Here is a 17377-nt window from a genome sequence, read left to right on the forward strand (position 1 = left end):
GAGTTCTCTCGTGGTCCCGACGGCCCGTCCCCGGCCGACGATCTGACCGGGAACAGAGCCGATTGGGGCGTCACTGTGGAGTTGTCAAGGGACAGATGCGATCCCGGGCGTTGGCCGGGTGCGAAAAGGTGCTGCGCGAAAGTGTGTGTCGGAGGGCCGGTCAGGCGGCGTCGTCGAGGCGCATGGTGCGTCGGTTGTATGCGGGTAGCGGTCGGCGTTGCGGATCGATCGACACGGGCGGTACGAGCCAGGGGTGGCGGTCGAAACCCATCACGATGTCCCACCCGTGGTGGTGGACCTGTGTGTGGCAGCGCTGGCAGAGCAGGCAGCCGTTGTCGAGATCGGTGGGTCCGCCGTCGGCCCACGGCCTGATGTGATGCACCTGCGTATGGGACGGCGGTGCACCACATTTGATGCAGCACTCGTCGCGGACGATGATCGCTTTGCGTAAGTGTGACGGATACAACCGGCGGGTGTGACCCATCTGAAGCGGTACGCCTTCGCTGTCGAGGATGATCTCGGTGAGCGAGCCGTCGCACGACACCTGTTTGGCGGTGGCATGGCTGACCGTCCCGGTCCACGGCAGCGTTGCGAGGTCTCCGGTCGCGGGGATGGTCAGCATCAGTTGCGTGCGTGGGCTTCCGACGGTGTTGATGCTCGCGCCGATCGCGGCTTGGTCGAGGATCAGTTCGAAGGCGTCGGCGCGGCGTTGCTCGGCGGTGCGACGGTCCTCGGCGCCGTCGGGTTCGGGCCGTGGGCAGGTCCGTTCGTCGATCATGGCCAGGAACTTCTCGCTCACGACCTGGGTGAGGTCGGCGCGGATCTCGACGCGTCCGTCGTCGGTGGTGTGCGTGTTTACCGCATTGAAAGATGGGTCGTCGGCGGCGGGGACACCGGTGTCGGCGGCGTCGGCGAGTGTGTTGCCGATAGTCCGCGCATGCTTGAACACGTCTGTCGGTGTTGCGCCCGAGAGTGCTTGGGCAATCAGTTCGATCTCATAGCGGGAGCGCTCATCCTCGGAAAGCGCTTCACCACAACGCTTGTCGATCTCGTTCATGCCTCGGACGATGGCATCGACGATCTCGCTCGACAGTCGCCCGTCGGCAGCGTGACGCGCCACAGCGGGCAGAGTGGGCAGGACGTCGACACTGCGCATGGTGCGAAGAGCGGCGGCCGGTGCATGTCCTGACTCGATCAGCAGTCTCTTGGTGGTGCTACCGGCCTTCTGGGCGATGCCTATTTCGTCGAGTTGTGCTGCGTGCGAGACGATCTGATGATCGGCGAGGTTGCGGATCAGGCGCCACGTGTCAAGGGCGTCGAATGTTGCTCTGCCCGTGGGATCGTCGGCGGGTTGGGCGGTCTCGACGAGCTGATCGAGGAGCGTGGTGAGCTCTGGCATGAGTCCAAGGTACAGGAACATGGGTTCGATTTCGAGGAGTTTCCACAGGCTCGGAAATCGCGAAACTGTCTACTGTGCAGCATGTTTCGGTGATTGTGCCTCGATCGTCGTCAGTAATCTAATCCTGTCACACACGTACCGTATTCTGTCCCAGAACGGTAGATGTGCTGCTGACCAACGACTGTCGTGCGACCGAATGTCGCGCGTCGTCCTGCTGCAGAGGTATCTGCTTGTCCAGGAAGTGGTCGATTACTCCTGAGCGCAGGCCCTGCTCGTCGGGTGATTGATGGTGGACGGGCCGGTCACCGAGGTGGCACGGGAACTCGACGTCCACGAGATCGCAAGGTGCCGCCCGACCGAGGCGTCGGGTGAGTGCGCGGAACGGACCAGACTGCGTGCCGAGCTCGTCGAGAAGGGCCGTGATGTCGCGCTACGGAAGGAAAATTTCGGCGTACTATGCGGTGCGGCATCATCGGTGATTCGTTTCGAGCTCATCGCCGCGGAGTGCGCCGACCACCATGTCATGAAATGCTGTGCGCCTCCTTTTGCTTCGCGGCCTGGATTTTCTGCTTGTGCAGATCGGCAACGCCGCGTCGAGTTGACGCCACGACAGCGGCGGCGCCGCGATCTGGAAGTGTCTGGCGCACTGGCAGGCCACGCGACGCACCTACGGTTCACCGCGTACTACTGCCGCACGCCGAGGCGGGTGCGGTCTCTCAGCTCGATTCGGCGGCGTCGTTCGCACCGGACCTGGTTGGCCGCCAGTTCGATCCGGGCATCGGCGGGGTCGACCCGCTGAAGAATGATCGCCCACATCTAACCCTGGTCTACGTCAGACGAGCGACGCTGGTCGTTACCCGCCCTCAATGAATGCCCTGTGCGTTCGAGACTCTCGGGCACGCGGCTCAGTAGTAGTACGGGTAATCGTCCCAGCGCGGGTCGCGCTTCTCGAGGAACGCGTCACGTCCTTCGACGGCTTCGTCGGTCATGTAGGCCAGGCGGGTCGCCTCACCGGCGAACACCTGCTGGCCCATGAGGCCGTCGTCGGTGAGGTTGAACGCGAACTTCAGCATGCGCTGGGCCGTCGGCGACTTGCTGTTGATCCGGCGCGCCCAGTCGATGGCGGTGGCCTCCAGCTCGGCGTGCGGGGCGACGCGGTTGACCGCGCCCATCCGGTGCATGGTCTCGGCGTCGTAGGCCTCCCCGAGGAAGAAGATCTCGCGCGCGAACTTCTGCCCGACCTGCTTGGCGAGGTAGGCGCTGCCGTAACCGGCGTCGAAGGAACCCACATCGGCGTCGGTCTGCTTGAACCGGGCGTGCTCGGCCGAGGCGAGGGTCAGGTCGCACACGACGTGCAGCGAATGCCCGCCGCCGGCCGCCCAGCCGTTGACGACCGCGATCACGACCTTGGGCATCGTCCGGATCAGGCGCTGGACCTCCAGGATGTGCAACCGCCCGCCCTCGGCCTTCACCCGCGCCGCGTCGACCGTCTCGGCGCCGGCCGCCGCGACGTCGTCGTCGTGTGTCGTGGCGTACTGATAACCGCTACGCCCGCGGATGCGCTGATCGCCGCCGCTGCAGAACGCCCACCCGCCGTCCTTGGGGCTCGGGCCGTTGCCGGTCAGCAGGATCGTGCCGACGTCGGGCGACCGCCGCGCATGGTCGAGGACCCGGTACAGCTCGTCGACCGTGTGCGGGCGGAAGGCGTTGCGGACCTCGGGACGGTCGAATGCGACGCGCACGATCCCGTACTCGCGGCCCTCAGCGACGTGGCGGTGATAGGTGATGTCGGTCAGGTCGTCGAAGCCGGGCACCACCGCCCACGATGCCGGGTCGAAGGGTTGGCCGGAGGGTCCCTGGGTGTCGGGCGTCGCACTCATGGGGTCAGCCTATCGACGCGGCGACCGGGCGCTTCGCACGCCTGCAAGCGGCGGATTGGTCGGAAGAGGTCACGAAGTCGTGACGGGTTCGACGCGGATTGCATTCAACCATTGGATGCCTGCCGGTCTTCGGTTCGAACATCACCGAAATCTCAGTTTCGGATGCTTAGCTGTCCGTATGGCTGTATGGGGGTGGATTCTGATCCTCGGGGGCGCGTGGTGTGTCGTGTCCGCGGCGGTCGCGGTGATCGTCGGGAGGGCGGTCCGGATCCGAGACGAGAAGGAACGCGGTCCGCGTGGCGTGCCGGACTACATACCCGAGTCCACGCGCCGGCTGGCCCGGGGCGGGGTGTGTGTGGATCTCGCCGACCGCCGTCGGACCGATCGGCACACCGACACCGACACCGACTAGGGCGCGGCACCGCCGGCTCTTATACGGTTGGTCGGTGAGCGAAGCGAACGATCGCGCCGTCGAGACCGTCGACGAGGACCCGCACGAGGGTGGTTTCCGGGCCCATGCGGCCATCACCACCGACCGCGGCGGACCCCGCTACGGCGAGTTCAGTGAGCAGGTCCGCCTGCTGATGGACAACGCCCGCTACGCCTGTCCCGACGACGAGCTCGTCGACGAACTCATCGAGTCACTGAGGGCGCTCAACGACCGGCTCGCCGATTCCCGGATCGACGAGTGGCACTCACCGGCGGGGACCCGCATCGACCTCCCGTCGCGCGGCAACATCACCCTGCCGCCGTATGTGGTCACCGAGGTGAACGACAACGGGGTCGTCGCCGAACTGACGTTCCGCGATTTCCACCTCGGCGGGAACAACGCCGCGCACGGCGGTCATGTCGCGGTCGCCTTCGACGACGTGGGCGGCTTCGCGTCGGCGGTCGCGATCCAGCATGTCAGCCGGACCGCGTACCTGACCGTGCAATACCGGTCGATCACACCGCTGAACACGCCGCTGCGAATCCACGCCTGGGCGGACCGGATCGAGGGGCGCAAGGTCTTCATCAAGGGCACCCTGCACGACGGCGACCGCCTCTGTGCGGAGATGGACGCCCTGTTCATCAAGCTCAACCCAGGTCAGGCCTGACCAGCACTCGTCGGCGGGCGCACGGGTAGACGACGGCTCACCTCCGCCGGCGCATCCGTGCGCGACAGTCGCAGCACGATGGTCGGCGCCTCGCCGGCGTCGAGCGGCCACGTCTCGAGCATCTCGCGGCGCAGGGCGGCCAGTTCGTCGCCGTGATTGCTCGACAGTGTTCGCGCGGTCGCGTCGTCCCCGGCGTAGAGAAACGTCGGTGTCATGGGGTGAACCGCGAAGCCGAGACGCTCGGCGGCCACCCACAGCTGCTGCGCGACGATCCCACCGCGGAGGTAATCGGCGGGGGTCGTGCCCTGCTGCACCAAGACCAGGATCGCCGACGACGACGCGGCCCGGGCGCCGGCATCGGCACCGAGTGCGGCACCGCCACCCCATTCGTCGAGCAACGCCATGACATCGGCACGCCGCAACACGTCGAGCATCCCCGCCATTGCCGCCGGTAGGTCGAGCGAGGCGACGTCGATGCCCTCGGCGGCGGCCGGATCGGTGGTGAGCTCGGCGAACATCTCCCGGTGCAGTTCGGGCGTCAGGAACCGGGCGCGATCCGATCGGGCGATGATTGAGGCATATCGGTCGATGTCCGCGCGGTCGTCGAGCGCCACCAACCGGGTCCGATCACTCGTGGCGGCATCGTGCAGTCGGACGAGATCGGAGGCCGACAGCGGTGATCCGTCCCCGACTCCACGTCGCGTGCCGCGGGCGAGCAACGCGTCGAGTTCGGTCTCCGCGTCCGCAGAGCGCGACCCGGTGTCGATGCCCTTGAGGCGTGCCCGGCCGGCCAGCGTGTCGGCCGCGTCGACGATCTCGATGTCGTCGAGCACCCCGCGCGCGACGGCCGCGACCTGCGCGTTGTACAGGGCGGCGCCGACCGCCACCGCAGATGCCCGGTGCTCGACGTCGAGGGTCGAGGTGCGGGTGCGGTCCAGGACGATCGTGACGGCGTCGTCGTCGGCGATGATCTGCCAGGGCTGCTGGTTCCCGGCGGACGGCGCCCGGCTCGCGGCGTACACGACGAGTTCGCGATCGGTCATCGCCTCGACGGCGGGCTGCACCTGCGGACGGATCGGTTCGGCGTCGGCCGGTGGTTGTGCTGCGGATATGGGGGTATGGGTGTCGATCGGGTCCTCGAGGCCGTCAAGCCAGGCGTCCCGGTCGAATCGGACGCGACCGGACGGCAGGGACTTGCCTTGCACGAGGCGGCGGACGGCCGCGGCCACGGTGGCGCCGCCCAGGAGGACGTCGCCGCCGAGCTGCGGCCAGGCGGTGACCGTGTGCCCGAGCTCGATGGCTGACGCCGCCATCGGCGCGGTCACCTTCGTCGGCTCGAGTACCCGGACGGCGAGCGGGGTGAGCGACGCGCGGTCGAGTCCGACGAGATCTTCGATGCGCAGGTCGCCGGCCAGGCCGTGGAAAAGGGGCCGATCCGGTTCGAGGTCGAATCTCTCGACATCGAGGGTTCCACCGTCACTCGTCTCCATGAGAACCGGAATTCCTCGCTCGCGACATTTCTGGCGAACGAGGACCTTTACATCGAAGGAATCACATTCTTCGACGACGAGATCCAGGCCGTCGAGGAATTCATCGATGTTCTCGATTGTTATGCCGTCCACATGTACGACGGTGGTGAGATAGGGATCGATCTCGGAAATGCGTCGAGCGGCGATCACGGCCTTGTTGTCGTGAATATCCATGAGGGTCGCCGGAATTCGATTCATATTCGTGAGTTCGAGATCGTCGAAATCGGCAAGACGTAATTCGCCGGTAAGGCCTTCGAGTGCGAGCGTGAGTGATATCGCGTGTCCCACACTCAAACCGACGACACCGATCCGGAGCTCGCCCGCAGCGTCTTGCTGCGACGCGGTCAGTTTGTGCCGGTTGCGGTCGAGCCGGAGGCGCCGGAACGTGCGCGGACCGGGGATCTTGACGAGGGCGTTACGCCAGGGAAAGTGCGCGTAACGAGGTGTCTCGTCCCGGAGAGCGGGCTCGGCGGGCGGGAGGAGTTCATCGAGCGCGCGGGCGGCGCCGGCCGTGATGTCGGACACAGTGAGGGACGGTTCGGCGGTCAACGCGGCGGGTAGTTCGTCCGGGAAGTAGAGGGTGGCGGCGGCATCCGGCGGCGTGTGCATAAGCCCATGGTGTCGCACGGGATTGCACGACGCCAACCGTCAAAGCGACGGTCGGGCAAAAAGAACTGCGCTTGTGGGAGTGCATAAATGTGGCCTTGTGGCAGCATTACACGCGGGGTCGGGGGAGATCTCGTCTCTAAATTTACTAATTCCTGGAAGGCAATACTGCGATGAATAAGGTGTCAGTCACCAATGATCAGGTTCGCACCGGGATGTTGCGATCGATCGCACCCGAAACCGGGGCGGAGTACTCGGTGGTCGTGGCGAGCCCGCGGTCGGAGCCCGAACTGTGGCGTGAGTACCTCGCCGGCGCGGACGCGTCGTACCACCGCCACGGGTGCGCGGCCGCACTCGAGTACGACGAGGTCGCCGGCGGCGAGGGCACCGCGATGTTCTTCGCGGTGCTCGACAGCGAGGGCAAGGTTGTCGGCGGACTACGGGTCCAACCCCGGTTGGAGGCGGCTGCGCAGTCGCACGCGCTGGTCGAATGGGCGGGTCAGCCCGGTCAGGTGCAGCTCGTCAACGCCATCGAAGAACGCCTGCACGACGGCATCGTCGAGGTCAAGACGGCCTGGGTGGACGAGCGATCGGCGATCGCGGGGTCGGTGGCCGGTCAGTTGTCGCGGTTGGGGCTGGTCATCATGGAGATGTCCGGGGTCGAGGCCATGATGGCGACCGCGGCCGACCACGTTCTGCGCCGTTGGCAATCCGGTGGTGGACGCCTCGACGAGTCGGTGTCCGCGACGCCGTTCCCCGACGACCGGTACCGCACCCGGCTCATGTGGTGGGACCGCGCCCGGCTCGACACCCTCACCAGCCCGGAGACCTGGCGTCGGATGCGCCGGGAGGCCGACGCACTCCAGGCCGCGACGACTCAGCGCCCGCTGGTCCGGCTGTCGATGTCGACGAAGTCGGCCGGGCGTCGGTAGAAGACCTCGTACAGGCTCGCCGACGGCGGAGACACCGTCCGCTCGGCGTCGGCGGCATGTGCGCTCGGCGCGCCGTCGTTCCAGGTCACCGCGTCGATGGATTTGATGACCGTGGTGTCCCGGCCGTTCTCCTTCGCCTGATACACGCAGGCGTCGGCCTGACCCAGGAGGTTGCCGATCACGTCGTCGGTCGAATAGGCGGTGTCGAACCGGCCGGAGACCAGCGGGTCGCCGGCGACGCGCAGCGGCGCGCAGACGCCGCCGACGCTGATGGTGACCGGCGCTGCCGCGGCGACGGCGGCCCGTAGGCGTTCGGCGCTGAGCCACAGTTCGTCCGCGTCGTGGAGACGTGGAACATGAGGAACTCCTCGCCGCCGTAGCGGCACACCTCCGAACCGACGGGGGCGTGCTCGCGGATGGCGGCCGATGCCGCCAGCAGCACGCCGTCACCGGCGAGGTGGCCGTACTGGTCGTTGATCTTCTTGAAGTGGTCGACGTCGAGCAGCAGGATGCCGATCCATCCGGTGGACGATCGCGCGGCCGAGAGGAGCTGCGATGCGCGAATCAGGAAGCCGCGCCGGTTCAGCAGGCCGGTCAGCGGGTCGATCCCGACCAGGCGGGTCTGCTGATCGAGCACGGCCTCCATCGACTTGCGCAACGCGACGACCAGGAAGACCGGCACCACGATCAGGCCGAGCATCGCGCCGAAGCTGATCAGGTACTCCGGCAGCGAGGGCGTCGTCACCGCGAGGACGGTTGCCGCACAGACGACCGCCAGCGCCAGATGGGACAGGATGAGTCGGGTGGTCGCCGAGATCGCGCCGATCGCCGGGATGACCGCGACGATGGCGAGGACGAGCGTCGACGATCGTGGCGAGGCCAGGATCATCGAGGTGCCGAAGATGCCCACGATCCCCAACCCGCCCAGGAACGCGAACTCGAGATCGGTCAGCCGGGCGCGGATGGCCGTCACCGCGAAGACGACCGCGATGAACGACCAGATGGTGAGCAGGATGGGCATGCCGCCCGGGTACAGCGTCTCGGGCGCGAGCACGCTGATGACCGGCAGCGGGATGACACCGCCGGTGCTGATCAGTGTCGCCATCGACCGGGCGTCGTAGCGCCGGAGCACCCTCCTGATCAACGACATCTACCACGACCGCTTTCCGTCGGCGGCTGTGGAGACAGCCGCTTGTTTGCCGAGATTCGCATTGATGCCACTGCGACTGCATTGGCGGAAACCACGTAATCTTTCGTGTCCTACGCATAGGCAATGAAAGCACCTTACCAGCAGTTTTGCCGCACCTCGCGGAATCGTTAGCAGCGCTGCCGAGAATAGTGGCGAATCGCCGGCCGCGCCGGTCCCAGATTTTGTGAACATCTGTCAAAAGAAATCGATGTCTCGACCCGGGCCCACGAAAAATTGCACACGGTTTCGACGGACTGCCGCGGCGCGCAATTGTGAGAACGGTCATGACGGTCGGGCCCGGTCCGGGCGGGGCGACTCGACCTTCTTCCCGGGAGCGCGCCGGCTGAGTAGTATCTGCGCGGTAGAGAACTGCGGCGCCCCCGGCGTCGCCCTGGGGGGATCGGACCAGCGAATGACGTCGTGTTGACGTTCGGCACCTCGGTGATCGCGGTGTCGGTCGACCCGTACCACCGAGCCGTGGTCGCCTACGGCTACGAGGCGTCGGCCGCGGCCGCCGAGCGCTTCATCGAACAGGTGCTCATGCCCATCAGTCCGCGGGCGCGTTTCTAGCGGCGATCGGACTTCTACTGGCTCATCCACCTTCCCTGGACCGGCGCCGTGACGACGAGAGCGGACGCAACGCACTGATCGAGGCGGCCCGCACCAAGCTCGGTGCGCACACCGTGAGTGACGGGGAGCGCAGCTGGTTCCTCGACGTCTGCATGGGCGTCGCCGTCGGAGATGTGCACCTCGCCGCCGAGTCCGAGGACGATCTGGTCCGCCACGCCGACGCCGCCCTGTGCATCGCGCTGAGCAGCCGCACCGCCGTCGCATTCGCATCGCCGACGACGCTGCGCCACATCCGGGCCGAGGTCGACCTCGCGGGTTGGCTCACCAGATCGGTCGAGCGCGACTTCTCCGTCTTCTACCAGCCGATCGTCGCGGTACCCGACCGGCGGGTCGTCGGTTACGAGTCGCTGCTCCGGTGGCACACCGAGTCCGGCGTGCTGGCTCCGGACGCGTTCCTGTCTGTGGCCGAGGGGATCTCGCTGCTCGCCCCCATCGGACGGCACGCCATTGGCGAGGCCATCCGGGACCTGTCGGGGGAGATCACCCGGCACGTCGGGCCGAGCACGTTCGTCTCCCTCAACCTGTCCGGGCAGCAGTTGTGGGACGACGGGCTCGTCTCGTACGTCCACGGCCTGATCGACGGTCACGGTGTCGAGCCGTCGAGGGTCTGGGTCGAGGTGCGGGAGGACTAGGCGATCCGGGTCGACACCTCCGCGTCGCGGGCGATCGACGCGCTCCACGAACTCGGCTGCACGATCTGCATCGACGACCTGGGGGCCGGGTTCTCGGCCCTGCGCTACGTCCGCGATCTCCCGGTCGACGTCCTGAAGGTCGATCGGACGCTCATCGCGCAACTGGCCGACAGCTCGCCCGATCGCGCCGTCGTCCGCGCGATCGGTGAGATGGCCGCCGCCACCGGGGTGAAGATGGTCGCCGAGGGGATCGAATCCGAGGCGTTGCTCCCGATGCTCGAGGAGTTCGGGTTCGACTACGCCCAGGGCTTCCTGTTCGGCCGCCCGGCGCCGCTCGTCGAACTGTTCGGGTCTGACCGTTAGCGAGGCTCGGTGCCCGATTCCGTTGTTGCGCAGCGTATTGCTCCTTGGGGTGCGAAGCGCCGATCCTGCTCCCTGAGGTGCGAGCGAAGCGAGCCTCGAAGGGCGTGGTGAACATTTCTTGCCAGGCCCTTCGTGGCTCGTCGCTATCGCTCCTCGCACCTCAGGGAGCAGAGAGAGACGGCACCGCTTTACCCGACAGACCAACGGTTCTGCGGTTCGTTCGGACTAGGGAGCGGGATGATTCGTCGTCGATGGCACCCCCCTTCGACATGCGGCTGTTTCCTCAAATGTGTTGCGGCTCCAGACGATCAATTCATGTGACCGTACTGGTCTCGATCGCCTGTGGTCGGCCGGCGACTCCACCTCGATCCGCCGCGGCTTGGCCTTCTCGGCGACCGGGATGGTCACGGTGAGAACGCCGTTGTCGTAGCGCGCCGAGATGGCCGCGCTGTCGATGGCGTCGCCGAGAGTCAGTTGGCGGCGGTAGGTTCCGGAGAATCGTTCGCTCGTCAGCCACTGCACGCCCTCGTCGGACGGCGTGCTCCGCTGGGCGGAGAGGGTGAGGACCCCGTTGTCGACGCTGACGTCGATGGAGCCGGGATCGGCGCCGGGCAGATCGGCGATGAGCAGGTAGTGGTCCTCGACCTTGTACAGGTCCAGGGGCATGAAGCGGGGAGTGCGGGCAGTTCCGGCCGCTGAACCGGTCATCATGCCTCGGGTCCAGGCATCCATGTCGGAGAAGGGATCGAAACGAAGCACAGCAGTTCACCTCCTGATTCTCAAGGCTGCTCGCCACCCGTTAGACGAGCAGTTCATCGCTGTACTGCCAACGAAGATAGCACCGGATCCGGCACTCGTCTAGCACTCTGGAGGTGAGAGTGCCAGATTTTTCCGGGGCCCGAAGACGACGCCGCCCGACCGCGAGTTCGACTGTGCCGGAGTGGGTCCGGTCTGCGCCGGCGTGGCTGCCGGAGGGTCGAACGACGCGATCGGGCGGGGTCGGGTCAGGGTCAGTCGGTGAGCTCGGTGGCGTCGATGCTGAACCCGGCGTTGCGGAGACGGTCGATGAGAGCGTCGCCCATCGCCACGGCGGTCGTCAGCACTCCGGCCCGCTTGGGCAGGTGGTCGCGGTCGAGGGCCAATGCCAGCGCGCTCTCGGCGAGCATCACCGCGGTGGCCTTGTAACCGGGATCGCCCTGGGCGCGCATCCGGGCCTTGTAGCGTCGTCCGGTGGTCGTCCGCGTGAACGTGTCGACCACGAAGTAACCGTTCTCGCGGGCCTTTTCGCTGGGTCCGTCACCGGGCTTCGGCAACACGCGGTCGAGGACACGTCGCGTGGGGCCGAAACTCATCGCTCCCATGAACGCGCCGGTGCCGACCGCGACGGCGCCGGCGATCAGGGTCGACACCGCGGGGACGCCGCCGACGCTCATCGTCTCCGCGTAGTGGAAGTCCTTGCCGTAAGCGTTGTCCAGCAACGCATTCGAGCGCCGCACGATCCGGGTGTTGTGGGCGGCCATGAAGAAGGGCGCGAGGGTGCCGCGCAGCGATGGGTCGACCTTCTTGGCGTTGATGATGGACAGGTCGCTCGGTTCGTCGGACAGGCTGACCCGCGGGACCTCGCCGGGGCCGCCCGAGAGGGCCTGCGGGTTGAGCATGAGCCGTCGGGACTGGGCGTTGCGGGCCTCCTCGGCGATGACCCGCATCGAGTCGATCGTTCCGCCGGAGATCCCGCCGCGGAAGGACGCGACGACGAGGGTCGTGTCGGTCATCTCGCCGGCGGCGTCGTCGGAGACCTTTCGATGCAGCGCGTAGGTGGTGATGTCGGAGGGCACGGAGTCGAAGCCGCAGGAGGGCACGATGCGGGCCCCCGAGGCGGCGGCGACGTCATGGACCTTGTCGATCGCGTACCGCACGAACGGCACCTCGCCGGTGAGGTCGACGTAGTCGGTTCCGGCGGTGGCCGCCGCCACGATGAGGGCCTCGCCGTACTTGAGGTAGGGGCCGACGGTGGTGCAGACGACCTGGGTGCGCGCGACCATCGCGTCGAGCGCCGCGGGTGATTCCGCGTCGGCGATGATCAGCGGCCAGTCGTGTGCGCGCAACGGCAGCCGCTTGCGGGCGTCGGTCAGCTTCGACTCGTTGCGGCCCGCCAGCGCGATCTTCGTACCGATCGGCGCGTGGTCGGCCAGATACCGTGCCGTGAGTTCGCCGACGAAGCCGCTGGCGCCGTAGACCACGACGTCGAATTCGCGGCCGTGGGAGGTGGATGATGTCGTGTCGGTGTTCGATTCCCCGCTCATCTTCCCGACCTTACGTGGGACCGGGGTCACACGTAACCGTCGAGTCGGGCGAGACGGTCACGACGCCCGCCGAGCGGCGAGGCGCGCGGCGAAGGGCGCCACGAACAGCATGAGCAGGACGCGCAGGATCTGGGCGGCCACGACGAACGCGACGTTCCCGCCCGCCCCGGTGGCCGCGGCGAGGACGGCGTAGATCCCGCCCGGAGTGGTCGCGAGATAGCAGTCGAACATCGACTCGCCGGTCCACGCGGACAGCACGACCCCCAGCAGGGCGCAGCCGGCGCCGATGACGAGGATCAACACCAGCGCCAGCGGCAGGACACGGCCGATCGCACGCAACCGCGGCATCGTGAATCCGAGGCCCGCCTGCCAGCCGATCACCGCGTAGGCGACCGCGAGCAGTGCGGGGGACACCTCGGCGGAACCGGCGATCCCGGTCAGTTCGGCCGCGGTGGCCAGCGCCAGCGGACCCAGCAAACCGGCTGCGGGCATGCGCAGCAACCGGCCGAGCGGGATCCCGACGCCCAGGCACACCGCCAGCAGTAGCAGTCCCCAGCCCTGATTCTGCAGCGTTTCCGCCGACCAGGCGTCGGATCCCGGTGCGACGGCTCCGTTTTCGGCACCGAACACGAGCGAGGCGACCACCGGGATGGTGACGGTGACCAGCGCGACGCGCAGGTACTGGATGACCGCAACCATCCGTTCGTCGCCGCCGAACTCGCGGGTCAGCGCCACCAGCCCGGACGCGCCGCCCGCGACGAGCGCGAGCGAGCCGGTCAGGGAGTCGACGTCTCGGTGCAGCCCGAGCAGGGCGCCGCAGGCGATCGAGATGACCAGTGTCCCCAGGCCGATGACGAGCACCGGGAACCACGACGACCCGAGTCCGCCGACGGTCTCGGGCTCGGCCATTGTGCCGATGAAGACGCCGAGGACACCCTGCGACGCCACGAACGCCCATCGCGGGACGATCGGGTCGTCGGATTCGTCGGCGTCGGTGTTCGTCCGGCCGGGCGCGCGGCCGGCGATCGCGAGAGCACCCGCGACCACGAGCCCCGCGAACAGGGCGGCGGCGTCGACCTCGAGGAGCTCCAGAACGAGCGTCGCGACCGCGGTGAGGAGAATCAGCACTGTCCAGCGACGCACTGGCTCCACAGTAGGCCCGCCGCCGGGAGCGGAGCGAGCGGGACCTCAGACCGGCCGGGCGGTCCCGACGGTCAGCGCGCCGAACGGCTTCGGTACGCCGGGCTGATAGAACGCATCGACCGGCCCGAGTGCGAAGCCGGCGGCGGTGAGCTCGGCGCGTACGTCGCGGGTGAGATGGCAGCCGCCTGCGACGCGTTTCTGGATCGGTTCGAGTCGGCGCTGCCACCGCCGGACGCGGGCGTCCGGGGCGGAACCGTGTTCGAGGAATCCGAGTTGTCCGTCCGGACGCAGCACGCGGCGGAGTTCGGCGAGCGCCGCCTGGTGGTCGGGGATGGTGCACAGGGTGAAGGTGGTGAGCGCGGCGTCGAACGAGTCGTCGTCGAACGGCAGTCGTTGGCCGTCGAGTCCGGCACGTTCGATGGGCACCGGGGAGGTGGCGACGCGGTCGGCGGCCATCGACCATCCGACGGTCGACGGTTCGACGGCCGCGACCTCGGTGAGCCCGGCCGGGTAGACGCCGACGTTGAGGCCCGAGCCGAAGCCGATCTCGATCATCCGGCCGGACAACGACGCGCAGGCCCGCGCCCGCAGCGGGGTCAACGCCGCCATGCCGCAGGTGCGCTCGATGAGGTGCGGCAGGACTCGATCGTCGTAAAAGCCCACGTGACGAGGGTAACCCCGCTCCCCGCCGCGATGTGTGGACTCGGGAGAGCACTAGGCTTGTGGGATGAACCGACCGGCCCAGAACGCCCCCGGGCCCAACCCGTCCACACTGCAGGCCCGGGTCATCGTCGACGAGATGATCCGCGGCGGTGTCCGCGAGGCCGTGCTGTGTCCGGGGTCGCGCAACGCGCCGCTCGCCTTCGCCCTCCACGCCGCCGACGCCGCCGGGCGATTGCGTCTGCACGTGCGGATCGACGAGCGCTCGGCGGGTTATCTGGCTCTGGGGCTCGCGGTGTCGTCTGGACAGCCCGTCCCCATCGTGATGACCAGCGGCACCGCCGTGGCGAACATGGGACCGGCGGTCTTCGAGGCCAACTATGCGCGGGTGCCCCTGGTCGTCGTCAGCGCCAACCGGCCGTACGAGCTGCTCGGTTCCGGCGCCAACCAGACCGTCGAACAGTTCGGCATCTTCGGGACCCAGGTGCGTGCGGCGATCAGTCTGGGCCTCGCCGAACAGGATCTCGACACCAACAGCCAGTGGCGGTCGGCGGTCGGTCGCGTGCTCGCCGCCGCCCGGGGCGCGCGTACCGGCAACGCCGGCCCGGTGCAGTTCGACATCCCGCTGCGCGAACCGCTGGTCCCGGACCCGGACGAACTCGCCGGCCCCGACCCGTCGACCGACCTCGGCTCCTTCTCCGGACGGCCCGGCGGACTGCCCTGGACGCAGGCGCCGGTCGGCAAGCTCGACGTCCCGCTGCCCATCGACCTGTCCCTGGACACCGTGGTCGTGTCGGGGCACGGGTCGGGTGTCCATCCGGGGCTTGCCGGGATCCCCACGGTCGCCGAACCGACGGCACCGCGGCCGGCGACGCCGCTGCATCCGCTGGGCCTGAACTCCGTCCGGCCCCAGCAGGCGATCATCTGCGGTCGGCCGACGCTGCACCGCGGGGTGTCCCGCCTGCTCGCCGACCCCGAGGTCCGCGTCTACGCGCTGACCACCGGTCCGCGCTGGCCCGATGTCTCCGGCAACGTCTACGCGACCGGCACCCGGATCGAGGTCGTCGGCGAGCCGCGCGAGGACTGGCTCAAGGAGTGCGCGGCGGTACAGGAGCGGGCGGCCTTCGCCGTCACCGCCGAACTCGACGAGCCGGGCCCGGCCACCGGGCTCCACGTCGCACGGGCGGTCAGCGACGCCATGGCCGCCGGCGACCAACTCGTCGTCGGCGCCAGCAACCCCATCCGGGACATCGCCCTGGCCGGCCGGATCGCCGACGGGGTGCGGGTCCTCTCGAACCGCGGGGTCGCGGGTATCGACGGAACCAATTCGACGGCGATCGGTGCCGCGATGGCACGTGACCGGGATCAGGCCGGCGCGCGGACGATCGCCCTGATGGGCGACCTGACCTTCGTGCACGACGCGACCGGTCTGGTCATCGGCCCGGGCGAGCCGCGCCCGTCGTCGCTGCGGATCGTGGTCGCCAACGACGACGGCGGCGGGATCTTCGGTCTGCTCGAACAGGGCGACCCGCGCTACAACACCGGGCTGTACGCCGGGGCCTACGAGCGGGTCTTCGGGACCCCGCATCGGACCGACATCGCGTCGATGTGCGCGGGTTTCCACATCCCGCATCGTCGGGTGGGGGTCGGTGAGCTCGGCGCGGTGCTCGCGGAGGAGCCTGCTCCCGGCGGGATCGAGGTCGTCGAGGTCGCCACCGACCGCGAACGGCTGCGATCCGTCCACGCGGCGATTGCGGCGCGCCTTCGGTAGTGCGGCCGGTGCGTCCCGGCGGTGCGCGACCGGTCGGGCCGGGCACCGGCGGATCGGTGCCCGCTAGTCTGAACGGCATGAATCCGGTGATCCAGCGACGCGTGCAGCTCGGTCTGCTCGTCGTCGGCGTGACGATCACCTTCATGGCGATGACGCTCATTGCCGGTTGTTTCAAGAACGACGCGACGATCGAGGCCAGCAAGGCGACCGTGATGGCCGAGGTCGTGTCCGTGGACAGCCTGCACGCCGCGGTGAATTTCCAGACACCCGACGGCTCGTTCCACAGTCCCCGCTTCGGGCTGCTGTATCCGACCGAGCTGAGCGAGGGACAGCGCATCAGCGTCGACTATGCGGTCTACAACCCGGATCTCGCCCGCCCGACCGGTCGCACCGCGGTGCTGTCCATCATCCCCGCCCTGTCGGTGATGGTCGGAGCGTGGCTCGTCATCGGCCTGCTGATGGTCGGGGTCGCGGAGTCCAGTCGTCGCTGGGCCCGCCGCGGCACCGCCGACGACGCTGTCGCCGAGGACTCCGACGCCGAGGACTCCGGCAGCGACGCGGCAGACCGGGACCCGGCCGCGGCCGACCAGGACGAGACGGTCAGCCCGGGATCACCCTGAGGTCTCCGCCGGCGACGACGATCGCCTCGGCGTCGGTCAGGAAGTGCAGCCGGTGCTCGGCGCCGAACCGCTGCCTCGTCGCCGCGATCGGTCCGCGACCCCCGACGGTGCCCTCCGCGTGCGGGATCACCGTGGTGTCGATCAGTCCGAGGCCCGCGGTCGAGGTCAGGGGTGCGGCCTCGGCGGGATCGTCGAGCAGCGACAGGGGAGCGATGTCGGGGCCGACGACCGCGGCGCCCGCGCTGACCCCGATGTAGGGGAGGCCGGCGCGGACCGCGTCGACGAGGGTGCGGTCGGCACCCGCCAGGCGCAGCGCCCCGAGTAGATGGAAGGTGTTGCCGCCGGCGACGAACACCGCGTCGACCCCGGCGAGCTCCTGGGCGAAGACGGCTGACCCGGTCAGTTCTGGATCGAGGTCGGTCACCTCGAAACCCTGCTGCCGAAGGGTGTCCCGCTCGAGGTCGAGCCACGCGTGATCGGGATAGATCGACGACGCGGTGGGGACGTAGCCGATGCGGCAGCCCGGCTCGGTCAACGGGGCGAGGAACTGCGGGACCGGGGTGAGCCAGCGACTCAGCAGCAGGAGGTGGGTGTCGGCCACCCCTCCACTGTGCCCGGTCGGA

15 protein-coding genes and 2 pseudogenes are annotated in these 17377 nt (G+C 68.4%); 7 read left to right on the forward strand and 10 right to left on the reverse strand.

Going from position 1 to position 17377, the window contains the following annotated elements; all coding sequences use genetic code 11:
- Positions 1-160: 160 nt before the first annotated feature.
- Together QAD21_RS04910 and QAD21_RS04915 are read right to left on the reverse strand one after the other, a co-directional pair.
- Positions 161-1420 (reverse strand): HNH endonuclease signature motif containing protein, encoded by a 1260-nt coding sequence (locus QAD21_RS04910; RefSeq protein ID WP_280360587.1) that lies wholly within the window; start codon positions 1418-1420, stop codon positions 161-163.
- 884 nt (positions 1421-2304) lie between these two features.
- A complete protein-coding gene (locus QAD21_RS04915) occupies positions 2305-3279 on the reverse strand; it encodes a 1,4-dihydroxy-2-naphthoyl-CoA synthase (RefSeq protein ID WP_280360588.1) in 975 nt (324 codons plus the stop codon).
- 178 nt (positions 3280-3457) lie between these two features.
- Here QAD21_RS04915 and QAD21_RS04920 point away from each other — a divergent pair, with 178 nt between their 5' ends.
- Together QAD21_RS04920 and QAD21_RS04925 are read left to right on the forward strand one after the other, a co-directional pair.
- Entirely contained in the window at positions 3458-3691 is a 234-nt protein-coding gene (locus QAD21_RS04920) for a hypothetical protein (protein ID WP_280360589.1), read from the forward strand.
- Positions 3692-3725: 34 nt separating this feature from the next.
- Positions 3726-4376, forward strand: a complete 651-nt coding sequence (locus QAD21_RS04925) for a PaaI family thioesterase (RefSeq protein WP_280360590.1) — start codon at positions 3726-3728, stop codon at positions 4374-4376.
- Here QAD21_RS04925 and QAD21_RS04930 read toward each other — a convergent pair.
- Positions 4367-6514, reverse strand: a complete 2148-nt coding sequence (locus QAD21_RS04930) for an Rv1355c family protein (RefSeq protein ID WP_280360591.1) — start codon at positions 6512-6514, stop codon at positions 4367-4369. The genes QAD21_RS04925 and QAD21_RS04930 overlap by 10 nt on opposite strands.
- 212 nt (positions 6515-6726) lie before the next feature.
- Here QAD21_RS04930 and QAD21_RS04935 point away from each other — a divergent pair, with 212 nt between their 5' ends.
- Complete coding sequence (locus tag QAD21_RS04935; protein ID WP_171011612.1) at positions 6727-7443, forward strand: hypothetical protein; 717 nt, start codon at positions 6727-6729, stop codon at positions 7441-7443.
- Here QAD21_RS04935 and QAD21_RS04940 read toward each other — a convergent pair.
- Together QAD21_RS04940 and QAD21_RS04945 are read right to left on the reverse strand one after the other, a co-directional pair.
- On the reverse strand, positions 7389-7625 hold the full coding sequence (locus QAD21_RS04940; RefSeq protein WP_280360592.1) for a hypothetical protein: 237 nt from the start codon (positions 7623-7625) through the stop codon (positions 7389-7391). The genes QAD21_RS04935 and QAD21_RS04940 overlap by 55 nt on opposite strands.
- Positions 7622-8593 (reverse strand): diguanylate cyclase, encoded by a 972-nt coding sequence (locus tag QAD21_RS04945; protein WP_280360593.1) that lies wholly within the window; start codon positions 8591-8593, stop codon positions 7622-7624. Before QAD21_RS04945 ends, QAD21_RS04940 begins: the two co-directional genes overlap by 4 nt.
- Positions 8594-9055: 462 nt before the next feature.
- Here QAD21_RS04945 and QAD21_RS04950 point away from each other — a divergent pair, with 462 nt between their 5' ends.
- Together QAD21_RS04950 and QAD21_RS04955 are read left to right on the forward strand one after the other, a co-directional pair.
- Entirely contained in the window at positions 9056-9202 is a 147-nt protein-coding gene (locus tag QAD21_RS04950) for a hypothetical protein (protein WP_231742584.1), read from the forward strand.
- Positions 9203-9354: 152 nt separating this feature from the next.
- Positions 9355-10257: pseudogene (locus QAD21_RS04955) on the forward strand (EAL domain-containing protein).
- 313 nt (positions 10258-10570) lie between these two features.
- Here QAD21_RS04955 and QAD21_RS04960 read toward each other — a convergent pair.
- From QAD21_RS04960 to QAD21_RS04975, 4 genes and pseudogenes are all read right to left on the reverse strand, one after another.
- A pseudogene (locus QAD21_RS04960) lies at positions 10571-11016 on the reverse strand (Hsp20/alpha crystallin family protein).
- 251 nt (positions 11017-11267) lie between these two features.
- Positions 11268-12560: a saccharopine dehydrogenase NADP-binding domain-containing protein gene (locus tag QAD21_RS04965; protein WP_058253359.1), complete on the reverse strand. Its 1293-nt coding sequence runs from the start codon at positions 12558-12560 to the stop codon at positions 11268-11270.
- A 57-nt stretch (positions 12561-12617) separates the two neighbouring features.
- A complete protein-coding gene (locus QAD21_RS04970; RefSeq protein WP_068970029.1) occupies positions 12618-13703 on the reverse strand; it encodes an AbrB family transcriptional regulator in 1086 nt (361 codons plus the stop codon).
- A 45-nt stretch (positions 13704-13748) separates the two neighbouring features.
- Complete coding sequence (locus QAD21_RS04975; protein ID WP_058253339.1) at positions 13749-14366, reverse strand: class I SAM-dependent methyltransferase; 618 nt, start codon at positions 14364-14366, stop codon at positions 13749-13751.
- A 64-nt stretch (positions 14367-14430) separates the two neighbouring features.
- On the opposite strand from QAD21_RS04975, the gene menD reads away from it, so the two are divergent.
- Complete coding sequence (menD, locus tag QAD21_RS04980) at positions 14431-16134, forward strand: 2-succinyl-5-enolpyruvyl-6-hydroxy-3-cyclohexene-1-carboxylic-acid synthase (protein WP_280360594.1); 1704 nt, start codon at positions 14431-14433, stop codon at positions 16132-16134.
- Between the two features lie 77 nt (positions 16135-16211).
- Positions 16212-16754 (forward strand): hypothetical protein, encoded by a 543-nt coding sequence (locus QAD21_RS04985; protein WP_068970036.1) that lies wholly within the window; start codon positions 16212-16214, stop codon positions 16752-16754.
- On the opposite strand, the gene QAD21_RS04990 is transcribed toward QAD21_RS04985, so the two are convergent.
- Positions 16735-17355 (reverse strand): Type 1 glutamine amidotransferase-like domain-containing protein, encoded by a 621-nt coding sequence (locus QAD21_RS04990; protein WP_078113036.1) that lies wholly within the window; start codon positions 17353-17355, stop codon positions 16735-16737. The two genes, QAD21_RS04985 and QAD21_RS04990, sit on opposite strands and share 20 nt — an antisense overlap.
- Positions 17356-17377 lie beyond the last annotated feature (22 nt).

The sequence above is a fragment of the Gordonia sp. SMJS1 genome (genome assembly GCF_029866425.1).
Taxonomy (GTDB): domain Bacteria; phylum Actinomycetota; class Actinomycetes; order Mycobacteriales; family Mycobacteriaceae; genus Gordonia; species Gordonia hongkongensis.